The sequence below is a fragment of the Fictibacillus nanhaiensis genome (assembly GCF_019801215.1).
GTDB lineage: Bacteria > Bacillota > Bacilli > Bacillales > Fictibacillaceae > Fictibacillus > Fictibacillus nanhaiensis_C.
On the sequence record NZ_JAHVJO010000003.1, the window covers coordinates 75,531 to 101,395 of the forward strand.

The window sequence follows — 25,865 nt, forward strand, 5'->3', positions numbered from 1 at the left end:
ATGAGAATCATTCTGTCATCCGTAATATCTATCATTTGCGGAGCTTTATTCTTTTTTACCATTCCTGGTGGAAATATACTAGAAATTGACTTACAAGGTCTGTTATTTAGTCTATTCTTTGGGGTGGTTACGGCTTTGCCTTTTTTTCTTTTTTGTACTTTTCCTAGTGCTTTTATTATTGAATCTATCGCAACAAAAATCAGCTTGAGACTAAGAACCCGCATTTTTTTGTATGTCCTATTAAGTGTTCTACTTATTCTTTTTTATCGCTATACCATCTTTTATTTAATCAATTTTGAAGAAACGAATACATATGCTGTGTTTGGATATGGCATCTCTTGCTCACTCGGATTTGGTTTAAGTTATTCTTTATTCAAAAGAAAAAAGAAACATCAGGAGGAAATGGAATGAATAACGAACTGTTTATGAATCCCCCTACTCTTTCAGATGAGAGAATCGCATTGGTTCCGATGGAAGAAAAACATGCTGTTGGATTGTTTCAAATCCAAAGTCCTTCTGTTTGGGATCATATGTTGAGCAAGGTTGATACACTTGAAGAGATGGAATCCATTGTGAATCAAGCCATTTCTATGAGAGCAAAAGGACTTGCTCTTCCCTTTGTTGTGACCTTAAAGTCATCTGGCCAAGTCGTCGGAACTACGAGATTGTATGATTTTAATTTCCCCTATAAATCCTGCGAAATTGGCTATACGTGGTACGGTACGGATTACCAACGTACCTTTGTAAATCGGGCTTGTAAAAAATTACTTCTGCAGTTTTGTTTTGAAACCCTTCACTTTCAACGCGTTCAATTTCAAACGGATGAAACCAATATAAGATCCCAAAGAGCGATTGAACGATTAGGAGCTGTAAAAGAAGGGATACTTCGAAAACATAAAATCCGTGCCAGTGGTATAGTTAGAAACTCTGTTCTGTATTCTATCATTGACGATGAGTGGCCAGCCGTGAAGAATAACCTAGAGAAAAATTTAATACAAAAAAATGAAGCTTGAGGGTATGATGTCTTCCCTCAAGCTTTTTTGATGGTTTCCAATTCGATAACTCTCACCTTATCCCATGTCGTCATCCAGTTCTTTTTCTTCAATCGATTCCTAAAGTGTTTCATCCGTTCCTCCGTTTCCATAAAAACCTCAGTGGGCTTTACAACCATGTTAAGAACATCTTCAATTCCACAAGGAGCTGCTAAAATCACCTTATCTTCTTCATTTAATTTTACTCCTAGTGCGGTTGCCGTTTCTGGGAACTTCGAGATTGCATCCACCGCTGATGTGTAAGGTTCAAAACCATTGACGATATGCATTCTTGCTTCGTTTTTTACTGACCACGGTAGATTCGGCATACATGTATGAAGCTTTTTGTCGTACTTTTTTTCAATCGTTTTATCCATATTACTACGGTCGTAATAAACTACATCAATATCACCAAGTGGTGTCCTCTCCTTAAATCCATGCAAGGTATCCCATATTTTAGATCTTACAAAACCTGCGCAAATCCACCAATCTGGAAGATTCAACGATTGAGCGGCTTTTAGGATATCCATCATCCATTGGTCGTTTTCGATGAGTGCTGTCACGTCCTGTTTATTACGAATCTCCAAATAAGGAAGCCTCCTTTTTCTTTTCAAGAAAAAGAACTGACATAAAGGATAATAAACACCCTTCATCATCAGTTCTTCTACTTTTAGGTTTTGATCACTCTTCCTATAGGGCAATTTGTCTATCGATTACGCACAGAATCGCCTTCTACTAGACTAACATTAATGCGTTCATGCTCAGCGTCTTGCTTTTTGATCAATTTAAGAAGCAGTTCTGATGCTAAAGCTCCCCACTTGTGCTTGGAATAGTTAATGGTTGCCAGTCTTGGCTGAATGTATTGGGAGAGCTCGATGTTATCAAATCCAATCACATGAACGTCTTCCCCAATCCTCATATTCGTACGGCTAAAGTAGTTGAATACCCCAATCGCCATTTCATCGTTTAAGCAAAAAACACCCACAGGTTCTGAGAATTCTTTGTGTATTTTCTTAGCTGCTGATTCTCCTGAGGATTTGTTGAATTCCCCATTCAGTTCAACGTATTCGATGTGAGAATAACGCTGAACGGCTTTTTGGACAGCTTCTAATCGTTGACGTGCATCAAACGATTCTTCAGGACCCTTTATTACATAAATTTTCTTATGTCCTTTTTCAGCAAGATAATCTATGGCAAGTGTTGCACCTGCTTTGTTATCCAGCAGCACTTGTGAAATGTTCGGATGATCCATTTTCCGATCCATCACAACTAATTTATGGCCACGTTCTGCATGGCTCAGCAATTCTTCTGTTTGAAAAGTAGCATCTAGTATAATGGCACCATCGATCATCCGCTCTGGCAGGAACCGATGTGATTCTTTGCCGCTGCACACGATCAGTTCGTACCCGTTTTCACTGAGTGTTTCCATCATGCCTTGGAGCAGCTGACCATAGAAAGCCCCACTATAATTCGTTAAATAGATACCTATTATCTTTGTTTCTCTTTTTTTCAAAGAACGAGCGGCGGCACTCGGAATATAGTTTAGTTCTTTTGCAATTGCTGCAATTCGTTCAGATGTTTCCTTCGTCACTTTCGTACTGCCGTTTAAGGCATAGGAGACTGTGGATATGGAAACACCTGCTTTTTTTGCAATGTCTTTTATACTTACCAACACATTCTCTCCTATCTTTTTTTGTAAACGTTTTCTCAATTATAACGAATGATTACCAATAAATCTCTATTGTATTACCTTCGTCGTTTAACTGATTTATAACCTCATTCCGATTAACAACAACTCCACCTTGACGATACACGTTTTGGTAATGATCCACAGTCATTTCTTTACCGTTTACGACCAGAAGTTTTTCCTCTTCATCACTGCGTTTTCTGTACACAAACGTTACAGGCTTTTCATCCACCATGAATTGAAACTCTAATCCGTTCATGTCATGAGGTAAAACAGGGTCTATGATGAGATTTTCCCCATGTGGACGAATCCCTAAACAGTTTGAAATAAACTGATTCATGTAAATTCCAGGTCCGGACGAATAGATACGCCACCCACCTTTTACTTTTACATGGCCATCTTTCAGTTCGCCAAATCGTTCCTGTGCTTCGTAACGTGTTTTGAAGTCACCGTCTGAACTGCTGAAGTATGCGTTGCTTTGGCGACGTTCTGCGTTCTTTACCATATCCTGAATCATGACGGGGTTAATTTTTTCAAGTCCGCTCCATACTTCTTCAGATTTTCCAAGCTTCGCCATCGCTTCTACAAAACGAATATGTGCATGCACATATTGAAGACCAACCTCTCGTCCAAAGTTCGATGCTTGCTCAGCACGTTTAAAGTGAGTGCTCACACCACCTTTGTAATGTGCTGGCTTGTCCATCAACCTTACACCATCCGGACCATAAAATTTATCCATAATAACAGTCAGATGCTGACCCGCTTGCTCTGGTGTTAAGAGTTCTGCTATCATGCTGCGCGTCATTGGCAGCAAACGGTAGTTGATGCCTGTCGTGTTATCACTTGGATGAAGCATAAGTTTTGGTTCAAGAGCATTTTCCATATACACAAACCCTGGGACCACTTCAGAACTCAGCATGTATGTTTGGAAATCTGTCTTAATGTTTTCAGCTAATTGTCCTAATTCTCTTCCTTTCTCTTCATTCACATTTTTCAGCAATGCTGAGAACTGAGAAATAACCTGATATGTTAAGGCAACGGTCCACGAACTCACCATGAATGTTTTGAGCTGCGGGTTCGCTGGCTGAAGCGTATCATCCCAGTCACCATCACCATAAGAAGAAAGATGAGTATCGTGTAAAAAGTTTGACTTGATATAATCGATCTGTTTTTGAATATGCTCAAGCATTGTTACCTTTTTATCCGTATATCCAAACGTTTTGTCCGTATACGGCACTTTTTCATCTAATATACTAAAATCATTCGTTGCCGCAAGATAATCGGTTACCGCTTTTAAAGGCCAAACGATGATATCTCCATGAGATTCTTCCTGCTGTATTTTAAAATATTGATCAAACATGAACCACTGTGGCCAATTCCCTGTTTCTTCGTATTGATGGGCGTATACGGTCAGCAAAATCTCTTTTACCGCATCATAATGCTGTGTGGCTAGAAAATATTCAGTTGGCCCCTGACAGACATCGCGCGTTCCCCATGCCGCTCCTCCGTACTGTTCCAATCCGTGCGGAACCGAGTAATGGATAAGCATGTTGTGTGTGTACCAATGAGCTAACGCGTTCATCTTTTGAAGTTGTGCTGTTTCTTCTCCACCTAGAGAAAGATGAAAGCCCCGATTTGTCTTTTTAATAAATTGACGATATCGCTCACTCTCTCTTTCTGCTTTCTTTTCTGTAAAAGGAAACATTTGTCCGTCAATCAAACCTTGAACAGTTAACGTCCATTCACTAGCTGCCTTCAGATCACAAACGACGAGTGATGCTGATCCTGGTTCTATGTTTTCGCCAAACATCGTTTCATCTTTTAATGCCATCTCCGTTCCAGTCACTCTCAACGAATAGCTTAAGTTATTATACGTTTTTGCGCTGTCTGATGAGGAGTCTGCAAAGAACGAAATCACATTATCTTCCCTCTTCATGTTAAAAGGCACTTCGTATTCCTGATTGTTCATCGATACTTGGTTCGTTACAACAAACCTGTATTTCTTTCCGCTCTGAGATCGGACATGCAGCTCAACTTCAGGTGTATCGACCGTTGTGAAATTAGTTATGATAAACATTTCATCTTCCGTTTTGTAATACCAGCGTGCGTAATTGAAACCCATTTCAAAAAGAGACGGCATCGTTAACAGCTCTAGCCTCCCGTTTCGTTCCACATAGATACGCTGACCTGATGTTTTCATCACGTTAAGAGCATTTCGTGCATTTGTCAGCATTTTATGAAAAGAAGTATTTCCAACAACGAGCTGAGAGTTAAAGATTCCGTACATATAAGATGTGGTTGTGATCGTATCTTCTTTTAGGTGTACATTGTTTCCCGTTACAAGAATATGTCCGTGGGGTCTTTCTACTATTCTCTCTTTTTCTTTTAATACAATATGTTCGTAGGTTGGGGTGAAAAAGGATAACAACGTATCGTTTTCATACTCTTCTAAAATGCGATCAGGGAAAAGCTCCTGAACTTCTATCAAACTAAGATCCTTTGTTTTTAATGTCCCTGCAAACTGTTCGTTGGGTTTCACTCTCGGAAACAAAATTGCGTCTTTGTGAGGAAGACACTGTACGTCTTTCCATGCCATCACCACCTCATCTGTAAAATCAACAGAAGTTACAGCCTCTGGATAGTCCTTTTTAAAGCAGCCATAGAAGGTAAACTGTTCTATTCCTTGTAATTGAACACTTTCAGATTGAAGAGCAACGTACGCAAACTCATATTGATAAACAGAGTTTGGCAGATTCTCTTCATAAAGAGCTTCAGGTGTATCCGTTTCTTTAAATGAACGACCAAAGAACTGAAAGCCATCCGTTGCATAGCCGACAGCTTTCGTCAGGGATCCTTGCTGCAGGTAAGGGAAAGCTCCATTGTTTGGCTGGTTTTGTCTAGAACAAATGACAAATCCTGATAAATCTGTTTCAAAAACGTGATGGTCTACATACTGGGCGGTGAAAGCTTCATTCGTTCTAACAGCCCCCATATTCGCAAGACCTACATCTTGTCCGTAGATGATGTCGGCTTTTACGCCAAAGCCTTCAAGTTCTACATTCCAAAACCAAATACCGTGCTCTGTCAACGAAAAAATCACTTTATATGAAACGTCTTCAAATGTTCCTTTCCAAAACACCTGGCTGTCAGTGTGCGAAACCGTACTTTCTGAACGTGTGCCTAAAAGCGGTGTGACTGCTATTCCGTCTTTCTTGAATAAACGCAGGTATAAGTTGTTCAACGCGCCATCGATCGGGTTACTCATCCATTGGTTGATCATCGTCTCGTTGTGAGAAACTTTAAAAATATCACCGGAGTTTAAAAAAGAAAATGAAATATTTCCAGCTTTAACTTCAAAATTCCCCTTTGTTATAGTCGTCATAGAATACCCCTCAATTCATTAATTGATAAGTTTGAAAGTAGCACTTCTCCAAGGAAATCCTTTTACCTCGATTTTTTAAGTTCTAATTTTATCGAAACGTTTCTATTAAATTTACTGCGATTATATGATGTATAAGTAAGACTGTCAATTTATCTATATATCCAGCGAATTGTATAAGAAACCATTACGGTTATTAATAAAATGAAAGCTAACTGTTTTTTTAAATTCTAGTATTGAAAACGATTACATGTTGAATTATAATGTGCTTATCGAAACGTTTCAACAGTAATCTAACAAAGTACAGTTTATATTTAAAAAAGGAATGACTTGGCTACTAAGTTGTGTGGCTGTAAACCTATCAACAAACCATTACGTAAACTTTAGGGGGAACACTCATGGAAAAACGTTGGTTCAAAAAGTCAGTAGTAACATCAATGATAGGAGCTCTTATGCTATCGGGAGCTCTTGCAGGCTGCTCTTCTGGTTCAGGTGAAGATGGGAAAACGACCATTACGGTTTGGGGAATGGGGGAAGAAGCAAAATCTCTGCCTAAAATCGCCGAAGAATTTGAGAAGGAAAATCCTAAAATTGACGTAAAAGTACAAGCCCTTCCTTGGGATCAAGCTCATGATAAACTATTAACAGCCGTTGCATCTAAAAAAGGACCTGATGTTCTGCAAATGGGAACAACATGGATTCCTGAGTTCGCATCAGCTGGCGCGTTAAAAGATTTAACACCTCATGTGAAAGATTATCCAGAACTAAATTCGAAAAACTACTTTGAAGGTTCTGTTGAAACGACAAAATACGAAGACAAATTGGTCGGGGTACCTTGGTACATTGATACGCGCGTGCTCTACTATCGTACAGATTTGCTTGAAAAAGCAGGTTATAAAGAAGCTCCCAAAACGTGGGATGAATTAAAGGATGCTGCCGACAAACTAGCTGATCGAGGCAAAGGAAAATATGGAATCAGCATCGATGCTAAAGAACAAAGCTTAGGGTTCATGTTTGCCCGTCAAAATGGTGCTGAACTATTAACATCGAAAAATGAACCAAATTTTAACGAACCAAAATTCGTTGAAGCTGTGGATTACTTAAACAGTTTTTATAAAAGTGGAGCTGCTCCTAAAGAAGAATTAGGAATTGACATTATTCAGGGATTCCGTGATGAAGGCATTCTTCCTATGTTTATCAGTGGCCCTTGGATGATCAAGCTGATCAACGACCAAGCACCAGACTTAAAAGGAAAATGGTCAACAGCTGTACTTCCAACAAAAGAAAATAACCTTTCCGCACTAGGCGGGTCTAATTTATCTGTATTCGAACACACAAAACATGAAAAAGAAGCATTAAAATTTGCAGCGTATATGAGCAAACCAGAGACACAATTAAAGTGGATGGAAATGACGAACTCCCTTCCTGCTGTTAAACAAGCTTGGGAAGACGAATCATTAACTGGAAACGACTATTACAATGCGTTTGGTGAACAGATGAAAGCGGCTCAACCCATGCCTGTTATTAAACAATGGGAAGAAATAGCGCAAACGTATTTGAAGAGTTTTGAACAAATCTATCGTGGCGGAGCAGATGTGGAAAAAGAAATGGATGCTTTTAATAAGAAAGCTGAAGAGATCTTAAAGAAATAAGACCGATAAACAAAAGGCTAACGAGCAGTTCACTCTGCTCGTTACCTTTTTATGGTTTACAATCGGTCACCATGAAGGATGTGAAAACCATGAAAAGCTATTCAAAGACAACACCTTACCTCTTCATCGGACCTGCCCTACTTTTATTAGCACTTTTTTCTTTATTTCCGATCGTCGTTGCACTAGTAATTAGTTTTACTGATATCGATCTCGCTGGACTCGCCGACTATTCCAACATTAGCTTTATAGGAATTGAAAACTATCTTCACATCTTTAAGGATCCCATTTTCTTAAAATCAATCGGTAACACCATTTTTTATGTGGTATTCGGCGTACCTCTCGTTATTGCCTGTTCACTCGGGATCGCCTTGTTGATTAACTTTGGTACAGCACGAATCTTTAAAGCTTTTCGTCTTGTTTTTTATATGCCTTCCATTACTAACGTTGTCGCTGTAGCAGTTGTTTGGACGTATCTTTACAATCCGCAGTTCGGTTTGTTCAATTACTTGTTGGGGCTTGTTGGGATTCCAGCGATACCATGGCTGCAGGATCCTACAATCGCGAAAGGCTCATTGATTGCTCTTGCTGTTTGGCGGGCAATTGGTGTTAACATGATTATTTTCTTAGCTGCCTTGCAAGGTATTCCGAAAACGTATTACGAAGCAGCACAGCTTGATGGTGCGAATAATTGGAAGCAGCTAACAAAAATTACGATTCCTCTTCTTCGTTATGCCATTTTCTTCGTATCGATTACGACGATGATTGGTTGGCTGCAATTTTTCGAGGAACCATTCGTCATGACAAACGGCGGACCTTTAGACAGTACAACTTCAGTTGCATTATTCATTTACCGAAACGGCTTTCAATTAAGCAACTTTGGTTACGCTGCTGCAGGATCATTTGTCTTATTTGTAACAATTATCCTCATTACCATCATTCAGTTCAGATTACAGAAGAAAGATACCGATTTTTAGGATGTGAGGTGAGAACATGAAAACAAATGCATCAAATGCGAAAAAAACATATCAAATTCAGCAAGTGATCGCGGGTATTATCTTATTAATCGGCGGATTGCTTGTAGCTATCCCCTTTATATGGATGATTCTATCTGCATTTAAGCCTGAAAGTGAAGTGCTTCAGCTCACTCCAACATTGTGGCCTGAAACCATTACAACGAAAAACTTCATCTACCTCTTTGAAAATATGAACTTTGCTGTTTACTTGAGAAATACAATTATCATTGTTCTCTTTTCTTTTGTCGGCCTTTTCTTTAATGCAATGGCTGGGTATGCTTTTGCAAAATACAAGTTTAAAGGCCGAGATAAACTCTTTTATCTTGTACTTGCGACGATGATGATTCCTGGACAAGTAACCATGATTCCCGTCTACTTGATTTTAAATCAGATGGGGTTAACAAATACGATGGCAGGCGTTGTTCTTCCAGGATTGGTTGGCGCATTCAGCATCTTCTTGTTCCGCCAATTCATGTCTACCATCCCAGATGAGTTGCTAGAGGCAGCACGATTGGATGGAGCAAGCGAGTTTCGTGTGTTTATGCAACTGATTCTTCCAATCTCAAAACCCATCATGGCCGTGCAAGGAATCTTAACGTTTATCGCAGGATGGAACAGTTTTCTGTGGCCGCTAATCATCGCCAATGACGAAAGTCTTTATACGTTATCTGTCGGTTTAAGTCTTTTAAAAGGACAATATGGCGGAAATTTCGCCTTGCAGATGGCTGGTTCAACGTTTATGGTCATACCGATTGTCATAATATTCATCATCTTCCAGAAACACATCATCGAAGGATATACGATTTCGGGTATGAAATAGGAACAAAGGCTGAAACAAGAGTACTATTTACTTTTGCCTCAGCCTTTTTTAATTGTCTTTTGCTTTTATTGTCTGTTTCATTGTTTCGTTTTTTTTGTCTGATCAATCTGCTTTATTTATTCGATTCTGCTAATTTAAAAAAATAAAAAATAGGCTGATTATCACAAGGAAAATCAATCTAAGAAAAGAATTAATAGGGTGGTATTTCATTTGGTTTTGAGAGGAGGCTCGTTAACTACCAGGTTCAGTCAGAATGTTTTTCTACACTAAATCATTTTGAGGTGATTATTAATGGCAGTTACAGCTGAAAAGATTTTCGTAAATTTACCGGTAAAAGATTTGAAAAAATCTGTCGAATTCTTTACCAAAATCGGTTTTGAGTTTAATGCTCAATATACGGATGAAAATTCTACCTGCATGGTGATCAACGACAATATTTTTGCCATGCTGCTAGTAGAAGACTTTTTTAAAACCTTTACAAAAAAAGATATCTCTGATGCAACGAAGAGTACAGAAGCGATCGTCGCGTTAACGGCAAAAAGTCGTCAAGAAGTAGATGAGCTTGTGAATCGTGCTTTTGAAGCTGGCGGGAAACCTTCAAACGACCCGATGGACCATGGTTTTATGTACGGCAGGAGTTTCCAAGATCCGGATGGACACCTATGGGAAGTCTTTTATATGGATGAAAATGCTGCACAACAATCCTAGTCGTTAATTCCAACAAAAAAAGCACCCTTATCTCCTGGATATGGGTGCTCTTCCATTATTGAATTGAAAATACCTCTTTTTCTAATAATTTTTCAGGTTTATTTCCGATTGGATCGCTGTGAAAATAGTCCCTAATCACACCATCTTTTAAATAGTTTGCGATCGATACCATTATCATTCCTTGATCCAAGGCGAGATACGCTTTTGCAATCTCTCCCGTTTCTACATTAACAGAATCATAGAAACCGTATTTGCTATACGTATTTAATTCTTTAAGCGCTTTAATATTTTTACGAACCGCTTCCGGATCATATTCCAGTGCTAAGAACGAGGCATGTGCTGTTACTGTAGCACCATCTTTGTAGCCTGAGGTACCAAGTGGCGTCGCTGCAAACTCGCTGTACCCATCAGGAGTCGCTGCAGGTGAAAAGCCCCAAGCCGGATATCCTTTTTCTTTTGCAAAAGCTTGCTGCAGTTCGACATGGCGTTTGTTGTTTAACCCAAGTGCGTTTTTGCCCAGGTCTTTTTCTTTTAAAACTATTCCAGGCATCAGGCTTTCAAACATACTTCCTCCCCAGCTTGGCACAAATTTTACTCCGTTGTATTCGTAATGGCCTTCAAAGACCGTTACACCGTCATATTCAGCTTCATGACCTTTTGGTACTTGTGCTTGCCAATCCCAGCTTGCAGGCATGGTTCGATACATCTTCCACCAATGCTCTTTTGGTACGTCACCTTTACCAATTGAAATATAACTGGCTACTCGCGGTTCTGTGTTAAACAAACCGTAATGATGGTCTGTCAATTTACCTTTTGCTACATCATATCCCCCGCGGAATTGCCCCACTTCTGGATCATAAAGTGTCGTGTAGTTCATTTCTTCTACTAACTTGCTTGTTTGAGGATATAGCTCTTCATATGCTTGTCCAACAACAATCAGCCCAGCTGACAGCCAACCGTTATCGACTTGGGAAATGAATTGACCCCAGTCTTTTTTTATTGAACCATCATGTGTGTTGTACCAGTTATAGAAAAGACCGTTCCATTTCTCTAGTTTCTCTAACGTATCTAATGTTAGCTCAATACGTTTTACAGCCTCATCTTTCTTGATGAGCCCTAACTGTTGAGCAGAAACGGTGCTCATCATATACATTCCAATGTTCGTTGGAGAAGTATGTGTTGCATTTTTTTTGCCTTCTTCTGTATAGCGAGTTTCATCGTATGTCAAACCTGTTTTTGGATCTGTGTGATCTTGGTAAAACTTGTACGTTTTCTTTGCAACCGCTTTCAATTGTACTTGAAAAGCAAGTTCTTTTTCCCTGTCATCTGCTGATGCAGAAGGCATAATAAATAAGTTGGCAACAAGACTAAGCACCAATACATACCTTATTATTTTAGCTGTTTCCATGTTTCACTGCCCCTTTCAATTATCATGATCCATGTATATCGAAACGTTTCACTAATAGTTTAACATGGGTATTGCAAAAGAATAAGTCAATAATCCATTTTTCGGTCATATGGTACATCTTTTATTTTACTCGTTAGGTAAATGGACTCAGACAACTGAAGAAGTCATTAAAAAAAGGGTAATAGACATTTAAATGGAAGTGATACAAATCACCTCTAAAAGGAGTTATCTAATGAACACTGAAAACCATTCTGCTACGATCCACTTTCATCTAAACGAAGCCATTGAATTACTAGAACGGACACCTCTAACTCTTACCCATTTATTGAGCGGTCTTTCTGAGGGGTGGCTAACTTGTAACGAAGGAAATGAGACATGGAATGCGATTGAAGTTGTCGGGCATCTCATTGAGGGAGAAAAATACAATTGGATTCCACGTATGAAAATGATTTTAACGGATGGGGAAAACCAGACGTTTCCACCCTTTGACCGGCTTAGCTTTGTGAATGAGATAAAAGGCAAGACGATTCAAGAGCTCGTAAAAGAATTTCACCAGTACAGGGAGGAAAACCTAGCAACTCTTAAAATGGAAATATTGAATGAGACTGATTTTGAACGTACAGGACTTCACCCCGATTTTGGACCTGTGAGACTTCGTGAGCTCTTGTCCACGTGGGTGATTCACGATTTAACACATATTTCTCAAATTACGAGAGTCCTAGCAAAACGCTATAAAGAAGATGTTGGACCGTGGAAAAAGTATTTAGGAATTTTAAAATAAAAATGTCTTGTATCCTCCTCTCCTATGGAATATTATGTATATTAAAACTTATAGGAGGGGTTTTATGAAGACATTAAGATATGGTTCTGTAAAAGGATACAAGGATATGAAAGTTCCGTTTGCCATTCTCGGAAAATCGGAGACACCCCTCGGATTGGTTATCATGCTTCCTGGTGTTGGGTATACCGTTCATGCTCCTCTCTTTCACTTTGCAACTAGTGGATATATTAATAAGGGCTATGATGTTTTACACGTAAACTATCAATATTATATAGAGGCTTACGATGAATGTACGAACGAAGAACTGAGAAGTGCCTTAGTTCATGACGTTCATGCAGTTTTAGAAAACACATTATGTGATGTGCATTATGGGTCTTATTATTTGGTTGGAAAGTCATTTGTATGTTTTACAAAATGCGAAATCGGTGTGGCTGACTCCACTAATTAAAGAAGAAAAAGTGTTTCAGAGTATTCTTGAACAAAGAGAGAAGGCATTTTGTGTAATTGGGGACAAAGATCCATCCTTTAATCGAGAGCGAATGGAACAATTAAAAAGGAACCAGGTCACAACTTACATACTTCCTAATGGAAATCATGCCTTAGAAATTGATAATAATCTATCTGAATCCATAGATTCTATTAAATCCGTCATACAAAAAATTAGCCACTTTTAAAACCGTTGCTTCTGCAGCGGTTTTATTTTTTGGGGAGGTAAATATTGGTTTTTGTCGAAAGGTAAATTTATACGAGAAAAAGAGAGAGAAAATGCTTTAGGGGGAAATTTTCATGTTTTTTTCTGTAATGCGAAAAACGGGTAGTTTTTTGCTGCCTATTTTTGGCGTGTTTTTGATTGGCGCGCTTCCTTATCTATTCTTTAGTAATGTGAGAGGAATTGAAGCCGTGGCACGTTTGCTTGAAATGGGCTCCATACAGAATGCGCTTTTCCTTGATCAGAATCTTGGTTTCTTTATAGATCCTTATTTTAACAAAATAGGCGAGCTCATGAAAAAGCTTTTGACGTTTTCTAATGTTGAATATTATGAAAGTCAGCAGATGAAGTTTATCTTTCCAACCATTCTACCTTATTTCTTTTACTCTTTAAAACTTGTAGTGGCCGCTTTTCTGTTTTCTGGAATTGCCGCTATTTTTCTGGCACTATTGGTTAAAATTCTACCTGACGTCCTTCAAAGAGCGGTTCGTTTTTTGTTCTTCACTTTTGAATCCTTGCCAGACATTTTTATCGTGGTTATGATTCAATATTTCATTATTGTCTTTTACCGGAATACTGGGGATCTCCTCTTTCCTATCGTTCATAGTGATCAAAATCCGACTTACCTTATTCCTATATTAAGTCTATCTATCTTGCCTACCTTATTTTTAGTGAGAACTTTATTATTCTTGCTTGATGATGAAGATTCAAAAACATATGTAGATTTTGCTCGCGCTAAAGGGGTTCGATACACCTTAGTGCTCTATGTTCATATGCTCAGAAATTCTCTTCTCAGCCTTTTTTATTATTCAAAGACCGTTTACTGGCTTTTGATCTCAAGCCTTTTTATGGTGGAATACGTCATGTTCATACCTGGTATCACGAAGTTTATGCTGAACAATGGGCCAACTACACCTGATGTTATTACGGTAAGCATTTTATTGATGTTTGTCCCTTTTTACTTGCTTTTCACCCTCCTTTCTTATGTGTTAAAGCTTAAACTTGGTCAAAAAGAAGAGGAGGTGGCGTAAATGTTTGTTTGGAAAAGCCCATTATTTTTAACTGGATTTTTAATCATTCTTTCCATGTTTATCGGAAGTATTGTTTATACCCATTATGTGCCAAACGAAAAACAGCCTGTGTTGAAGATTTTGTACGATAAAGATGATAAGCCCGTCGATTCTGCCCCACTTGCACCTTCAAAAGAAATGCCGTTTGGTACCGATCAATTTGGGGTGAGCATGCTTCATAGAGTCATTGATGGTGCAAAATACACACTTGGTTTTGCTTTTCTTATCGCCTTTATGAGACTTTTTGTCGGCACCTTATTAGGTCTTATTCTCAGCCAATTGCCAAAGAGCATTCAGCGGAATACAAGTAAACTCTTTGAAGCCTTCTATTATGCTCCAGCTACAATTATTAGTTACTTAATTCTTTTTCCGGTTCTGCAGATCTTTACTTGGTCGATCACACGGACAGAACAAACCATTTTTGCCATCCTCTTTTTGATTCTCATTGCCATCCCTCCCGTTATGGTCACGGTTGCCAATGAGACATCCAAGTTTTTGGAGAATGAGTTTATTTCATCCGTAAAAGTACTCGGAGGCAGAAGACTCCACACCCTTCGAAAGCATGTGCTCCCCTTCCTATGGCCGCGTTTAAGCATCGTGTACAGTCAGCAAGTTATAGCAACACTTTTACTTGTTGCACATTTAGGGGTATTAAAAGTGTTTATTGGCGGGACAGACTTCATTACTCTTGAACCTTTGAGCAATAATACCGTACCCTTTGCAATGATTAATGAATGGTCAAGCATGCTTGGCGCGAATATTCACCAAATCCGCAGCAATCGTTGGATCGTTTTCGTTCCCTTGGCTGGATTTGCTCTTGCCATTTTAGCTCTTAACTTTATGGTAGAAGCGCTGAAACAGAAATACCTGGCACAAGGGTCTTACACGAAGGTTCGTCGATCAAAACGAAAAAAAACTACAGCTATTCCTGTGAAGGCACTATCTAAGAAACAGTTTGAGAAAGTGATGAAAACGGGGACAGACGGTTAAGAAAAAGAACTCATGCGGAAGGATATTGACCGTCATGAGTTTTCTCTATTATGGGGGATGTCGATTACTTGGGGTTTTTGTCGAAAAATGGATATATTTAAAATAACGTGGGAATATCCTAAATAACGTGTGAGAAATCTCAAATAACGTGGATAAATTCAAAATAACGTGGATATTACGTAAAGGTTATTTTTCGTGTCTCTCTTAAAAAAACACATGCAACGGTAGTCTCCCTTATACGTACATATCTACTCCATCTTGAACTCACGACTTATAAAAGAGTGAAATTTATACATAAAGATCTAAAATTGCACCATTGAAACCTAAAAATCTATTGCTAAGACTGTGATAAAATAAGATTCTACATAAAAATCAGTTTTATAGGAGGAAATCGCACATGTCTGCTTTAATTACAATGGCTCTTTACCGCCCACATGAAGGTAAGGAAGCACAGTTGAACGAGATATTAACCAATCATGTCACCACGCTAGAAGCAGAAGACCTTATTACTTCCCGTGAACCGATTCGTGCTCAAGCTTCTGATGGTACCGTTTTGGAAATTTTCGAGTGGAAATCTGAACAAGCCAAAGACGCTGCTCATGAGTCACCAGCGGTAATGAAGATTTGGAATGAGATTATGGAAGTCGCTGAAATAAAAAGCCTATCCTCTTTAAGTGAAGCCAATCACCCGTTCCCCAACTTCACACCATACTCTCTATAAATAAGGGCAGAATCTTGCCCTTTTTGTATGCCTTCTCGCTCGCTTCATAGATTTTTCCGCCCTCTACCTTACGTTAGCAACGTATGTGTCTTTCATTAAAAACCATCACGAAAAATGTTAACCATTTCCATAACCTTCTCTTGTTTTATGTTAAAATAAACAAATAACAAAAAATTCTTACATTTAAACGGAAGGATTCTTCAACATGAACATTTTCAGGACCAAAGATTACGAAACGATTGCTAAACTGAACAAAACTGTCCAAGACCTGCATGTTGAACTTTTCCCTGAGAGTTTTACCCCTTACCATTATGAATCGATCCGTGATTTTTACAAAGGGATAGTCGATGATCAACGGCACATCTTCCTTTTGGTCGAACAGGATACACTTCCCGTCGGTTATGTGTGGATGACCATTCGCGAATCTGGAGATACCCCTTTTAAAAGAGCGGCAAAATCCCTTTACATTCATCAGATCAGTGTGGACGAAACCGTCAGCAATCAAGGAATTGGAACAAAGCTTATCGATTATATTGAACAGATGGCAAAAGAGATCAGTGCAACCAAAATTGAACTCGATTACTGGGTCGACAACACCATCGCAAGAACTTTTTATCAAAAACGAGGCTTTGTCATTTATCGAGAAGTCGTACATAAAGAATTTAGCTAAAATACTGAAGAGGTGACCGATGAAACGATATTTTTTGGAGTATAACAGAAAAAAAGTGCATGTAACGGAATGGAGCAATAACGATAAACCTGTCATATTTTGCTTGCATGGATTAGGAAGTACAAGTTTTAGCTTTTTACATATAGCTGAACGATTAAAAGAGGATTTTCACATCATCGCCATCGATGCCCCTGGTCATGGCAGAACAGAGGAATTAGCTTCAGCAGAAGAATATGAGATGCCTCGATTGGCAGATTGGGTCTATGGGTTGATTCAGCAGCTCAAGATCGGAAAATTCTTTTTCTTAACGCATTCGTGGGGAAGTTTTGTTGGACTGCATTTTTTGGCGAAGTATCCTAATAACGTGATTGACACGCTTTTAATCGATGGTGGTTATCAGACGAAGCGTATTTGGGCAACATCCATGGAAGATGAAATGGATGATCTTGAAAAAGATTTCGACGAGTATGTCTTTGAATCGTGGGATGATTTTTACAGATCAGAAAAAGAAAACTATCTGACATGGACACTAGCAATAGAAATGGCTGTCAAAGATTTAGGTGTAGAGCGAAACAATAGAATTCATTGGCACGCTCGTGGTGAAACGGCAAGACATATCATTCGCGGCATGCACCTGAATGAAACAGAGAACATCTATCATCTATTACCGAAAAATATCACATTGCTCGTTGCCACCTTACCAGAACATCTGTTAAAAAAACGATTAGACACAGCTGAAGTTTTTATACAAAATGCTTCAGGTCATGTAATACTGGTCGAGGATTCCACTCACATGCTGCATTGGGATCGTCCGGAAGTGGTTGTAGATGAAATTAAGTCAAGATGGTTAACAAAAATAGGAGGTTAGAGAATGGCGCATCTGCTTGTCTATTTTTACAAAATTAAACCAGAAGTGAAAGAGAAATTTCTTGATATCTGTGCACAAACGAACAAAAAATTTCAAGAATACGGCGGAGTGACAGAACAGATTTTCAAACTTTCCAGCATGCCAAAAAACTATGGAATTTCATCGATCTCAGAAAGCTTGGACGTAGAGGAAGGCGAAGAACTGTGGATCGGCTTACTTCGCTTTCAATCAGAAGAACACGCACGTATGACGATGCATGACTTCGATGGAGACCGTGAAGTAAACGAACTGTTAAACGAGTTCGTCACATACGTTGCGCCTCTTGAAAAACTATTATTTGGGGAGTTTGATTCAGGGCAAGAAGTAGTTGAACATGCAGGGATAAACAAGACTAAATAAACAAATACTCGGAGGAGCATTATGAAACAACGTTTATATTTAATACACGGATTAATGGGGACAGGCGAACAACACTTTCATCCACAGCTAATGAATTTAAAAGATAAATTTGACCTATACCCTATTGATTTACCTGGTCATGGCTCAAATCAAGAACCTGCAGCTGATCCTTATTTTGAACATGCTCTTGAATGGGTCGCACAACACATACGAATACAAGGTAAAGGCCACATCATGGGGGTATCACTCGGGGCATCTATCGGGATTCATCTTGCTATAAGATATCCAGAATTAGTAGAGAGTTTAATACTAACAGGTTATGCCCCTTTTATACCCCAATACTTAGAAGAGACAATGGAAAAGCAATATCATTCCTTTTTGGCTATAAAAGAGACAGCCCCAGAAACAGCCTCACATTTTCAATCACTTCATGGTGACAGGTGGTATAAAACGCTTAAACTTGTGTTAGATACTTTCACGTATCACTATCCCACTATGACAAAAGTTGATTTCGAAAAATTAATCGTACCTACTCTTCTCCTTAATGGTGAAAAAGAAAAACACGAATGCGAAGCAGCTATTCTGTTAAAGGAGTATTCTAAAAATATACATATCGGATTAGTCCCTTTTGCAGGCCATGTGGCAAATCTTGAACAGCCTGAAATGTATAACCACCTTGTTACAACTTTTATTAATAAAATAAGTACCCTTCAACAAGCATAGGTCACTAAAATAGAAAAAAGCTCACAAGTAATGTTATTTATCCAAATTCTTTTTGATGTGCTTTTTTCATTTTTAAGTACTCTTCGTCGGTCCTTGCAAGCTTCCACTTCTCTTCAAAGATTTCTGCTGATTTTGCTTTAACTGGATCGATTTGGCGTTCGTTTATCTCACCGTTCTTATCATATTTTCTTCCGCCTTTGTAATTCGTATATCGGCGGGCACGTGTATAACCCATCTGCAAAAACTTTCGAGCCATATCGGCTCCAACAAACTCTTTGTTCTTTTTGTAATCAAGAAACTGCTTATAAATTTTCTCTGATGATTCTTCTGCTTCTTCAGGCGTTTTAAACCGCCAATTTGGAAGAATTTCGCTCTTATATGGCTCAACAAGAAGTACACCCTGCTCTCCTCGGCCTACACGGTATTTTTCTGGATTCTTTCTAAAGTCAATATTCTCAAAATCAAGATCATAATTAAATGCCATCGTTACCCTCCTTCTTTGTTATCTTTACCCGATATTGTGTAAGATAAAAAGGATTAATGGTTGAATTGCTTGTCATGTTATAAAAATAAAAAATCCGTTGCTTACTCCACAACGGATTTTGAATGTCCTTTTACAATTTAACTTTTTCGTATCGTTCCTCTGAAGCCTCTTCTATAAACGGACATGCCTTTCCTCGGTAAAATATAGAGAGTTCATGCATGGCACGGGTACACACTGTATAAAACAGCTTTCGTTCCCTTTCGTTTTGATAGCCAGATGCATTATAAATGGCAACAGCATCAAATTCAATCCCTTTTGCTAGATAAGAAGGGATGATGATAATCCCTTTTTGGAATGCTGCATCCTCATCGACCATTAGCCTTACATCCAGTCGCAGTTTCATTTTGTCATACACTTTATAGCATTCTTTTGCTGTTCGGCAAATAATCGCCACAGTCTCATGTCCATCGTTTCTCCAGGAATAGAGAAGCTGTTCTAACTGCTTATAATGCTTTTCTTCGTTATCCACACTTACAACAGAAGGCTTTTTCCCTTGACGGTTAAACGGGATAATCATGCTATCCTCTTTTAAAAGAGTCTTCGTAAATTCTACGATTTCTCTTGTCGAACGGTAGCTTCTCGTCAGTGTAGTCATTTCAGCATTCTTTGTATTTAATAGAGTTTTTAGCATGCTAAACGATTCATCAGAAGCGTGTGCATAGATAGACTGATTTAAATCTCCAAGTACTGTTAGATTGGCTCTCGGAAAAATTCGCTGAATAAACGCAAACTGAAACGGCGAAAAGTCCTGAGCTTCATCAATAAAAACATGTTTTACCGCCGCATTGTTTTGAAAACCGATCAACAATTCTTTTACGTATAAAAACGGGGTAGCATCTTCATTGGCTAGGTGATTTTGTTTAAGATTAAACAAGGTTTGAGTGCAAATTGCGCTCCAAGTGGTGTAATCATTTATGAGATCATTATTTCTTTGAAATATTTTTTTATATAAACTCTTCATATCTAAAAAAGCAAAGGACTCTATCGTTTCTCGTACCTGTCTAAAAGCAATTCTCGTCACATAAGCGGACAGTACTTTTTGTTCGCTCGCTAAATCATTAAAAGAATCGTCAGCGTACTTATTTCGTTTATGTAGCTGTTGATAAAGCTTTGTGTACACAGACTTATCCAAAAACTGAATTTCTTTTTCAACCCAAGGTTTCTTTCGTTCACGTCTCTCGGCTTTTTTTAACTCATCTAAAATCCAGGACGCTGTTTTCTTCATCCTATAAGGGATTGTTTCCTGTGGATCTAAAGAGTAAAAGTATGCATGAATTTGTTTTGCCCGTACGACAGTCTTATCACGGAATTTAACATCAGAAAACGGCAAACCCGATTGACTTAGTTTTTCTGTATATCGATGAATGGCTTCTAGAAAGTGAACAGAACTCTTAAACTGAATGCCTTCTAATCGAGAAGACTTACCGTTTCCTGATAAAAGATCTTCCATTTGTTCAAATGGTGTTTCGACTGAAAATTCATGAGCCAAGTGATGATTGATATAAGATTGAAAAGTGGTTTGTTCCATATTTTCTTCTCCGAGCTCTGGAAGAACGTTAGCCACATAACTATTAAACATGTTGTTAGGAGAAAACAACACGATGTGATGTGATTGCAACGTCTCACGGTCCCGATACAGCAAATAAGCCACTCGTTGAAGTGCAGCAGACGTCTTTCCGCATCCCGCTGCTCCTTGTACGATAAGAAGGTCGCTCGTTGTGTTTCGGATGATGCTGTTCTGCTCTTTTTGAATGGTCGCGACGATGCTTTTCATTTGGGTATTCGCTTGGTTCCCAAGCACTTGTTGAAGCAGCTCATCACCAATTGCTTCCCCAGTATCAAACATGCCTTGGATGCGGCCATTTTTTATGATAAATTGTCTTTTCAGCTCCAGCTCGCCTTTTATTCGGCCACCTGGTGCCCTGAAAGCTGCTTCTCCAAGTGAATGATCATAATACAAACTTGAGATGGGCGCACGCCAGTCATGAACAAGGAAGGTACTTGTCTTTTCATCATAATAAGACGCGATCCCCAGATAGACCTTTTCTGTTTCACTCTCACCCTCTTCTTTAAAATCAATTCGTCCAAAATAGGGTGAATGTTTCAATTTTTCATAGGTTTTTAGGCGGCTTTCTGAAGAAATATGACTACGCTCAATTTCCGACAACAGTTCGGATTGTTGTTTAATACTAGCAGCCGTTTCTGCTGCTTCGTGAACATCGTCTACATTCACCGTTACATCGGACCAGAAATTTTTTCGTATCTGGACCACATCGGCTAATTTACCGCCTAAGTGCTCTTGAAGCTTGCTAGACGCTTGAGAAAGTTCGTTTATTACTTCATCTACTCGCATTTGTTCATTTTGTTGCTCCCGATTCCAAATGGTCATCCGATCTCTCCCTACACGTAAATTTATTGTTGACACTTCATTCCATTTTTGCGTATAATATAATTGGGTATATTTTTACACTAAAAATTAAAATGAGCGTGCTTTATTTATATTAGCATACTCCTATTTCATATGTACATATTTATTTTTCCTACAAACAGCGGAACCTTCATGGGCCGCTGTTTTTTGTTTTTGTAAATTTTTTTAATCTTATATTAAGATTGTCATCTAATCGACCCTTTTAACTTGGAATGTTTTATGATGAAAATGATTACATCGCAAGGAGGATTATGAATGAAAAAGTGGATCAGCATACTAACTTTAAGTCTTACTGTTTTTGCATTAACGGTCACTCCTTCACATGCAAAAGATAGGAGCAGCCTTTCATCCATTACCCCTCTATCTAAAGCCCATGCTCATAATGATTACGAGCATAACAAGCCGCTTCAAGATGCTCTCGATCATGGATTCACGAGTGTAGAAGCGGATGTTTGGCTGAAAGACGGCAAACTTTTAGTCGCTCATGATCAAATTGATCTAAAACCTGACAGAACACTAGAGTCCCTTTATTTAGCTCCTTTAAAAAAGCGAATTAAAAGCAACGGGGGCTCCGTATATAAGGGGTATAAAAAACAAGACTTTTTATTGTGGATTGATATCAAATCAGAAGATGCAGCTACCTATAAAGCCATTCATGAAAAGCTTACAGCCTATAAGAACATGTTAACGCGCATTTCAGGCGACGATGTGGATCAAGGCGCTGTTACGGTTATTATTTCGGGTAATCGCCCGTACGAACTTATGAAAAGTCAAAAGACACGCTACAGCACGAATGACGGAAGAATGAGCGATCTGGGAATGAACTTTTCTAATACCTTCATGCCTGTGATTAGTGATAATTGGACAAAGCATTTCACATGGCAAGGGATCGGCCCTATGCCAGAAGAGGAAAAGAAGAAGCTCCACCATATTGTAAAAACTGCTCATACTAACGGACAAATTGTTCGATTTTGGGCGACTCCAGACGCTGCTCTTCCAAACCGGGAAGCGGTTTGGCAAGAATTAATGAACGCTGGCGTGGATCTTATTAATACGGATGATCTTCCAGGTCTTCAGCAATTTTTATTGAAAAATGATACTAATCCAACTTCACGACATATAGACTGGTAAAAAAAAGACACTTTCCCTTTTAGGTAGAGTGTCTTTCTTTCTATATTAAATCGTTTTAGCGGTTTGTGAGTTTTCAATTACCTTCTTCATCGCATGCATTTGACCAAGATGATACGTTTCATGGAAAGCAGCAAAATTTACAAGTTCGCCGTATGTTGTAAAATCAAAAAACGGTCTCTCTAGCTTTTCTTGAAGTCGCTCTTCTGGAATCTCTTTCACTCGATTTAGTTGATCTTTCAGTTGAGAAGTCAATTCTGCTAAGGTTGGCACTTCACTTTTCCAATCAGCAGGGCTCGTTCCTTTATTAAACAGCTCCAAATAGTTCATAGGAATAGATGCAGATTTTTGAGGATAACCAAACATGAAATATTCCGCTGTCGTTAATACATGACCAATGTTCCAAAGAATGTTGTTCTTGAATCCCTCTGGCTGTATGTCAGCCATTTCAGCATCCATGCTTTCAACATGCTTCATAAAAAAACTGCGGGATAATTCAAAGTTCTTAAACGTTAATTCACTCATCTTTACGCCTCCCTAAAATTTGATAAAGCACTATCATTGTTCATTATACAACCTCAATTCGCTTCATGACTATACGAAATATGATTAACGATAAGTATTGTGGATGGGTCTAAACAAATCTTCTTCAGCATTTCTTACCATTGAAAAATGATCAACATTGTAATGCCCATGAAGTATTTTATTGTGGTGATCCACAATCTGCTGTGCAGTTAAAACTTCTGAATTTGTTGTAGAATGACCATCACCTACTAATGTAACATCGAAGCCATTTACGGTCGCCATTCTTACTGCCGTATCTATACAATGTTCTGTCTTGCATCCCATTATAATGATATGATCAATCTCACTCTCTTTGAGATGGTTCAAAAGAGGTGTTCCATAAAAAGCATTTGTTGCCCTCTTATCAAAAATAATGGCTTCTTGTGGAACATGTATATCTGAATGGACTTCAAATCCTCCGCCAATACCCTCAGCAACATCTAAGTCCCGAACAAAAATAATTTCCGATTCCTCTTTGATTCCTTTTTCAATCACAAGATTAATATGGTGTAATACCATCTCTTTGTTATGTACAGCATTTTCCTGTTTATTTCCATCCATTAATTCCTGTTGTGCATCTATTACTAAAACGGCGTGGTTCAATGTAACACTCCCTTTTCTTTGTCTCTAGTATAATTTCGACGCAAACAATCAAATCCATTTTTTAGAAAGAGTTTTATAAAAATTGGTCAATACTAACAAAGCAGTATATTTTTTCGCTTGCACTTACTCGAAATTTGTCGAATAATAGTAAAGTTAAATGAGTTAAATGTTTTGGAGGGAAATGAAATGAAGTATATTATATTTCTGGCTGGACTGGCAGTTGTTTTCTTGTTAGCCTTTTTAGTCAGCAATGATCGAAGAAAGATTAAATATAAACCCATCTTAATCATGTTAGGATTGCAGCTTATCTTTACATACTTTCTATTAAATACAGGAATTGGTCTTGTTATCATTAAAGGAATCTCTGCACTTTTTGAAAAGCTGCTGGGGTATGCACGCGACGGAGTTGACTTCGTGTTTGGTGGATTGGCCAATGAGGCGGCCATGCCGTTTTTCCTAAATGTTCTCTTGCCTATCGTCTTTATTTCTGTTCTTATCGGAATTGCACAGCACTTTAAGATTCTTCCATTTATCATTAAATGGGTAGGCTTTGCTTTAAGTAAAGTGAATGGTCTTGGAAGACTGGAATCTTATAACGCTGTTGCTTCTGCTGTTTTTGGTCAGTCTGAAGTATTCATCTCTGTGAAAAAGCTTTTAGGTCATCTGCCTAGACATCGTTTATATACTCTTTGTACGTCAGCCATGTCAACTGTATCAGCATCGATTCTTGGTGCATATATGACGATGATCGATCCAAAGTATGTCGTAACAGCTCTCGTTCTTAACTTGTTCGGCGGCTTTATCATCGCTAACATTATTAATCCCTACGAAGTGACTGATGATGATGACATCATCGAAATCGAAGAAGAGAAGCAAACATTCTTTGAGATGCTCGGAGAATACATCATGGATGGTTTTAAAGTAGCAGTCATCGTTGGGGCGATGCTACTAGGATTCGTCGCTTTGATTTCCATGATCAATGATGTGTTTAACATGGCGTTCGGAATGACGTTCCAAACGATGCTTGGATACGTATTTGCACCATTCGCTTTCCTTGTGGGTATTCCTTGGGCAGAAACGGTATCAGCAGGTACGATCATGGCAACTAAGCTTGTATCGAATGAATTTGTGGCGATGATGGATCTTGCTAAATACGCAAAAGATATGTCTGAACGTACAGTCGGCATTGTGTCTGTATTCCTCGTTTCTTTCGCCAACTTCTCATCTATCGGTATCATTACCGGTGCTGTAAAAGGTCTGCATGAAGAGCAAGGTAATACCGTTGCACGATTCGGCTTAAAACTTCTTTACGGTGCAACCTTGGTAAGTATTTTATCTGCAGCGATCGCAGGACTGTTTTTATAAAATCGAGCTGGCTCAAAAGGATATGTTTCCTTTGAAGTCAGCTTTTTTTCGCTATCTGTAAAACTCCTATGTAACCGCATTGAAAGCAGGAGGGTATACAACCGTTCCTTTTATATGATTTAGAGAACCTTTCTTCATCTCATGGACCATAAAAACTTCTTCAAGTACAGGAAATGGTGGTTTAATTCCTTTTGTCATAGCAGACACGAATCCGAATCTAGGATAAAATCCCGGATGCCCCAGCACTACAACATGTGAAAACCCGAGTTTTCCCGCCCTTCTCAACGCTTCTTCTACTAACTTCGATCCGATGTTTTGATTTTGGCAGTGTGGAAGAACAGCCATCGGAGCAAGTGCTAGTGTCGGTATTAACGACTCCTCTGTTTGGATATGAACTACGCTTAACAATATATGTCCGACAATTTCGTCTGAATCCGCAACTAAAGATAATTGTGGAACAAAAAATTCTGATTCTCTAATTTTATTCACGAGTCTTGCTTCGTTTTCCCCTTTAAAGGCAAGGGAATGTATGTTACCAATAGCCACATGGTCTTCCTTCTGCTCAGCCCTAATCTCTATCATATCGGCACTCCCTTTCTATAGA

26 protein-coding genes are annotated in these 25,865 nt (G+C 38.7%); 17 read left to right on the forward strand and 9 right to left on the reverse strand.

What is annotated here, in order from left to right; all coding sequences use genetic code 11:
• Positions 1–411, forward strand: coding sequence for a hypothetical protein (locus KUV80_RS13345; RefSeq protein WP_222463242.1), 411 nt, complete (start codon positions 1–3; stop codon positions 409–411).
• Complete coding sequence (locus KUV80_RS13350) at positions 408–1,013, forward strand: GNAT family N-acetyltransferase (RefSeq protein WP_222463243.1); 606 nt, start codon at positions 408–410, stop codon at positions 1,011–1,013. Before KUV80_RS13345 ends, KUV80_RS13350 begins: the two co-directional genes overlap by 4 nt.
• 17 nt (positions 1,014–1,030) lie before the next feature.
• Here the strand turns inward: KUV80_RS13350 and KUV80_RS13355 are convergent, their stop codons facing one another.
• The 3 genes from KUV80_RS13355 to KUV80_RS13365 all read right to left on the reverse strand — a co-directional run bounded on the left by KUV80_RS13355 (position 1,031) and on the right by KUV80_RS13365 (position 6,100).
• Positions 1,031–1,618 (reverse strand): nucleotidyltransferase family protein, encoded by a 588-nt coding sequence (locus KUV80_RS13355; protein WP_222463244.1) that lies wholly within the window; start codon positions 1,616–1,618, stop codon positions 1,031–1,033.
• Between the two features lie 119 nt (positions 1,619–1,737).
• On the reverse strand, positions 1,738–2,703 hold the full coding sequence (locus tag KUV80_RS13360) for a LacI family DNA-binding transcriptional regulator (RefSeq protein ID WP_222463245.1): 966 nt from the start codon (positions 2,701–2,703) through the stop codon (positions 1,738–1,740).
• A gap of 52 nt (positions 2,704–2,755) precedes the next feature.
• Positions 2,756–6,100: a GH36-type glycosyl hydrolase domain-containing protein gene (locus tag KUV80_RS13365; protein WP_222463246.1), complete on the reverse strand. Its 3,345-nt coding sequence runs from the start codon at positions 6,098–6,100 to the stop codon at positions 2,756–2,758.
• A 395-nt stretch (positions 6,101–6,495) separates the two neighbouring features.
• Between KUV80_RS13365 and KUV80_RS13370 the strand changes: the two genes are divergently transcribed.
• The 4 genes from KUV80_RS13370 to KUV80_RS13385 all read left to right on the forward strand — a co-directional run bounded on the left by KUV80_RS13370 (position 6,496) and on the right by KUV80_RS13385 (position 10,290).
• A complete protein-coding gene (locus KUV80_RS13370) occupies positions 6,496–7,749 on the forward strand; it encodes a sugar ABC transporter substrate-binding protein (protein WP_222463247.1) in 1,254 nt (417 codons plus the stop codon).
• A gap of 89 nt (positions 7,750–7,838) precedes the next feature.
• Positions 7,839–8,723, forward strand: coding sequence for a carbohydrate ABC transporter permease (locus KUV80_RS13375; protein ID WP_222463248.1), 885 nt, complete (start codon positions 7,839–7,841; stop codon positions 8,721–8,723).
• Between the two features lie 16 nt (positions 8,724–8,739).
• On the forward strand, positions 8,740–9,582 hold the full coding sequence (locus KUV80_RS13380; RefSeq protein ID WP_222463249.1) for a carbohydrate ABC transporter permease: 843 nt from the start codon (positions 8,740–8,742) through the stop codon (positions 9,580–9,582).
• 291 nt (positions 9,583–9,873) lie between these two features.
• Positions 9,874–10,290, forward strand: coding sequence for a VOC family protein (locus KUV80_RS13385; protein ID WP_222463250.1), 417 nt, complete (start codon positions 9,874–9,876; stop codon positions 10,288–10,290).
• Positions 10,291–10,345: 55 nt separating this feature from the next.
• Here KUV80_RS13385 and KUV80_RS13390 read toward each other — a convergent pair whose 3' ends face one another.
• Positions 10,346–11,698: a glucoamylase family protein gene (locus tag KUV80_RS13390; protein ID WP_222463251.1), complete on the reverse strand. Its 1,353-nt coding sequence runs from the start codon at positions 11,696–11,698 to the stop codon at positions 10,346–10,348.
• Between the two features lie 259 nt (positions 11,699–11,957).
• On the opposite strand from KUV80_RS13390, the gene KUV80_RS13395 reads away from it, so the two are divergent.
• The 9 genes from KUV80_RS13395 to KUV80_RS13435 all read left to right on the forward strand — a co-directional run bounded on the left by KUV80_RS13395 (position 11,958) and on the right by KUV80_RS13435 (position 18,629).
• Complete coding sequence (locus tag KUV80_RS13395; protein ID WP_222463659.1) at positions 11,958–12,479, forward strand: DinB family protein; 522 nt, start codon at positions 11,958–11,960, stop codon at positions 12,477–12,479.
• A 64-nt stretch (positions 12,480–12,543) separates the two neighbouring features.
• Entirely contained in the window at positions 12,544–12,927 is a 384-nt protein-coding gene (locus KUV80_RS13400) for a hypothetical protein (protein WP_222463252.1), read from the forward strand.
• Positions 12,928–13,265: 338 nt separating this feature from the next.
• On the forward strand, positions 13,266–14,219 hold the full coding sequence (locus tag KUV80_RS13405) for an ABC transporter permease subunit (protein ID WP_222463253.1): 954 nt from the start codon (positions 13,266–13,268) through the stop codon (positions 14,217–14,219).
• A complete protein-coding gene (locus KUV80_RS13410; RefSeq protein ID WP_222463254.1) occupies positions 14,220–15,248 on the forward strand; it encodes an ABC transporter permease in 1,029 nt (342 codons plus the stop codon).
• Between the two features lie 397 nt (positions 15,249–15,645).
• A complete protein-coding gene (locus KUV80_RS13415; protein WP_222463255.1) occupies positions 15,646–15,969 on the forward strand; it encodes a hypothetical protein in 324 nt (107 codons plus the stop codon).
• 205 nt (positions 15,970–16,174) lie between these two features.
• Positions 16,175–16,639: a GNAT family N-acetyltransferase gene (locus tag KUV80_RS13420; protein WP_222463256.1), complete on the forward strand. Its 465-nt coding sequence runs from the start codon at positions 16,175–16,177 to the stop codon at positions 16,637–16,639.
• A 19-nt stretch (positions 16,640–16,658) separates the two neighbouring features.
• Positions 16,659–17,507, forward strand: coding sequence for an alpha/beta fold hydrolase (locus KUV80_RS13425; RefSeq protein WP_222463257.1), 849 nt, complete (start codon positions 16,659–16,661; stop codon positions 17,505–17,507).
• Between the two features lie 3 nt (positions 17,508–17,510).
• A complete protein-coding gene (locus tag KUV80_RS13430) occupies positions 17,511–17,906 on the forward strand; it encodes a hypothetical protein (RefSeq protein WP_222463258.1) in 396 nt (131 codons plus the stop codon).
• A 21-nt stretch (positions 17,907–17,927) separates the two neighbouring features.
• Positions 17,928–18,629, forward strand: a complete 702-nt coding sequence (locus tag KUV80_RS13435; protein WP_222463259.1) for an alpha/beta fold hydrolase — start codon at positions 17,928–17,930, stop codon at positions 18,627–18,629.
• A 37-nt stretch (positions 18,630–18,666) separates the two neighbouring features.
• Here KUV80_RS13435 and KUV80_RS13440 read toward each other — a convergent pair whose 3' ends face one another.
• Positions 18,667–19,113: a DUF4385 domain-containing protein gene (locus tag KUV80_RS13440; protein WP_222463260.1), complete on the reverse strand. Its 447-nt coding sequence runs from the start codon at positions 19,111–19,113 to the stop codon at positions 18,667–18,669.
• Between the two features lie 130 nt (positions 19,114–19,243).
• Positions 19,244–21,562 carry an RNA polymerase recycling motor HelD gene (gene helD / locus KUV80_RS13445; RefSeq protein WP_222463261.1) on the reverse strand — a complete coding sequence of 773 codons (2,319 nt, stop codon included), beginning with the start codon at positions 21,560–21,562 and terminating at the stop codon, positions 19,244–19,246.
• Positions 21,563–21,856: 294 nt separating this feature from the next.
• Here helD and KUV80_RS13450 point away from each other — a divergent pair, with 294 nt between their 5' ends.
• Complete coding sequence (locus KUV80_RS13450) at positions 21,857–22,732, forward strand: phosphatidylinositol-specific phospholipase C/glycerophosphodiester phosphodiesterase family protein (protein ID WP_222463262.1); 876 nt, start codon at positions 21,857–21,859, stop codon at positions 22,730–22,732.
• Positions 22,733–22,777: 45 nt separating this feature from the next.
• Here the strand turns inward: KUV80_RS13450 and KUV80_RS13455 are convergent, their stop codons facing one another.
• Together KUV80_RS13455 and KUV80_RS13460 are read right to left on the reverse strand one after the other, a co-directional pair.
• Positions 22,778–23,254 (reverse strand): DinB family protein, encoded by a 477-nt coding sequence (locus tag KUV80_RS13455; RefSeq protein WP_222463263.1) that lies wholly within the window; start codon positions 23,252–23,254, stop codon positions 22,778–22,780.
• Between the two features lie 84 nt (positions 23,255–23,338).
• On the reverse strand, positions 23,339–23,896 hold the full coding sequence (locus KUV80_RS13460) for an isochorismatase family protein (RefSeq protein ID WP_222463264.1): 558 nt from the start codon (positions 23,894–23,896) through the stop codon (positions 23,339–23,341).
• 186 nt (positions 23,897–24,082) lie between these two features.
• On the opposite strand from KUV80_RS13460, the gene KUV80_RS13465 reads away from it, so the two are divergent.
• On the forward strand, positions 24,083–25,261 hold the full coding sequence (locus tag KUV80_RS13465; protein ID WP_222463265.1) for a NupC/NupG family nucleoside CNT transporter: 1,179 nt from the start codon (positions 24,083–24,085) through the stop codon (positions 25,259–25,261).
• A 66-nt stretch (positions 25,262–25,327) separates the two neighbouring features.
• Here the strand turns inward: KUV80_RS13465 and KUV80_RS13470 are convergent, their stop codons facing one another.
• The gene (locus KUV80_RS13470; protein WP_246625220.1) at positions 25,328–25,843 is read right to left on the reverse strand and encodes a GNAT family N-acetyltransferase; all 516 of its coding nucleotides are present in this window, start codon (positions 25,841–25,843) and stop codon (positions 25,328–25,330) included.
• Positions 25,844–25,865: the final 22 nt, after the last annotated feature.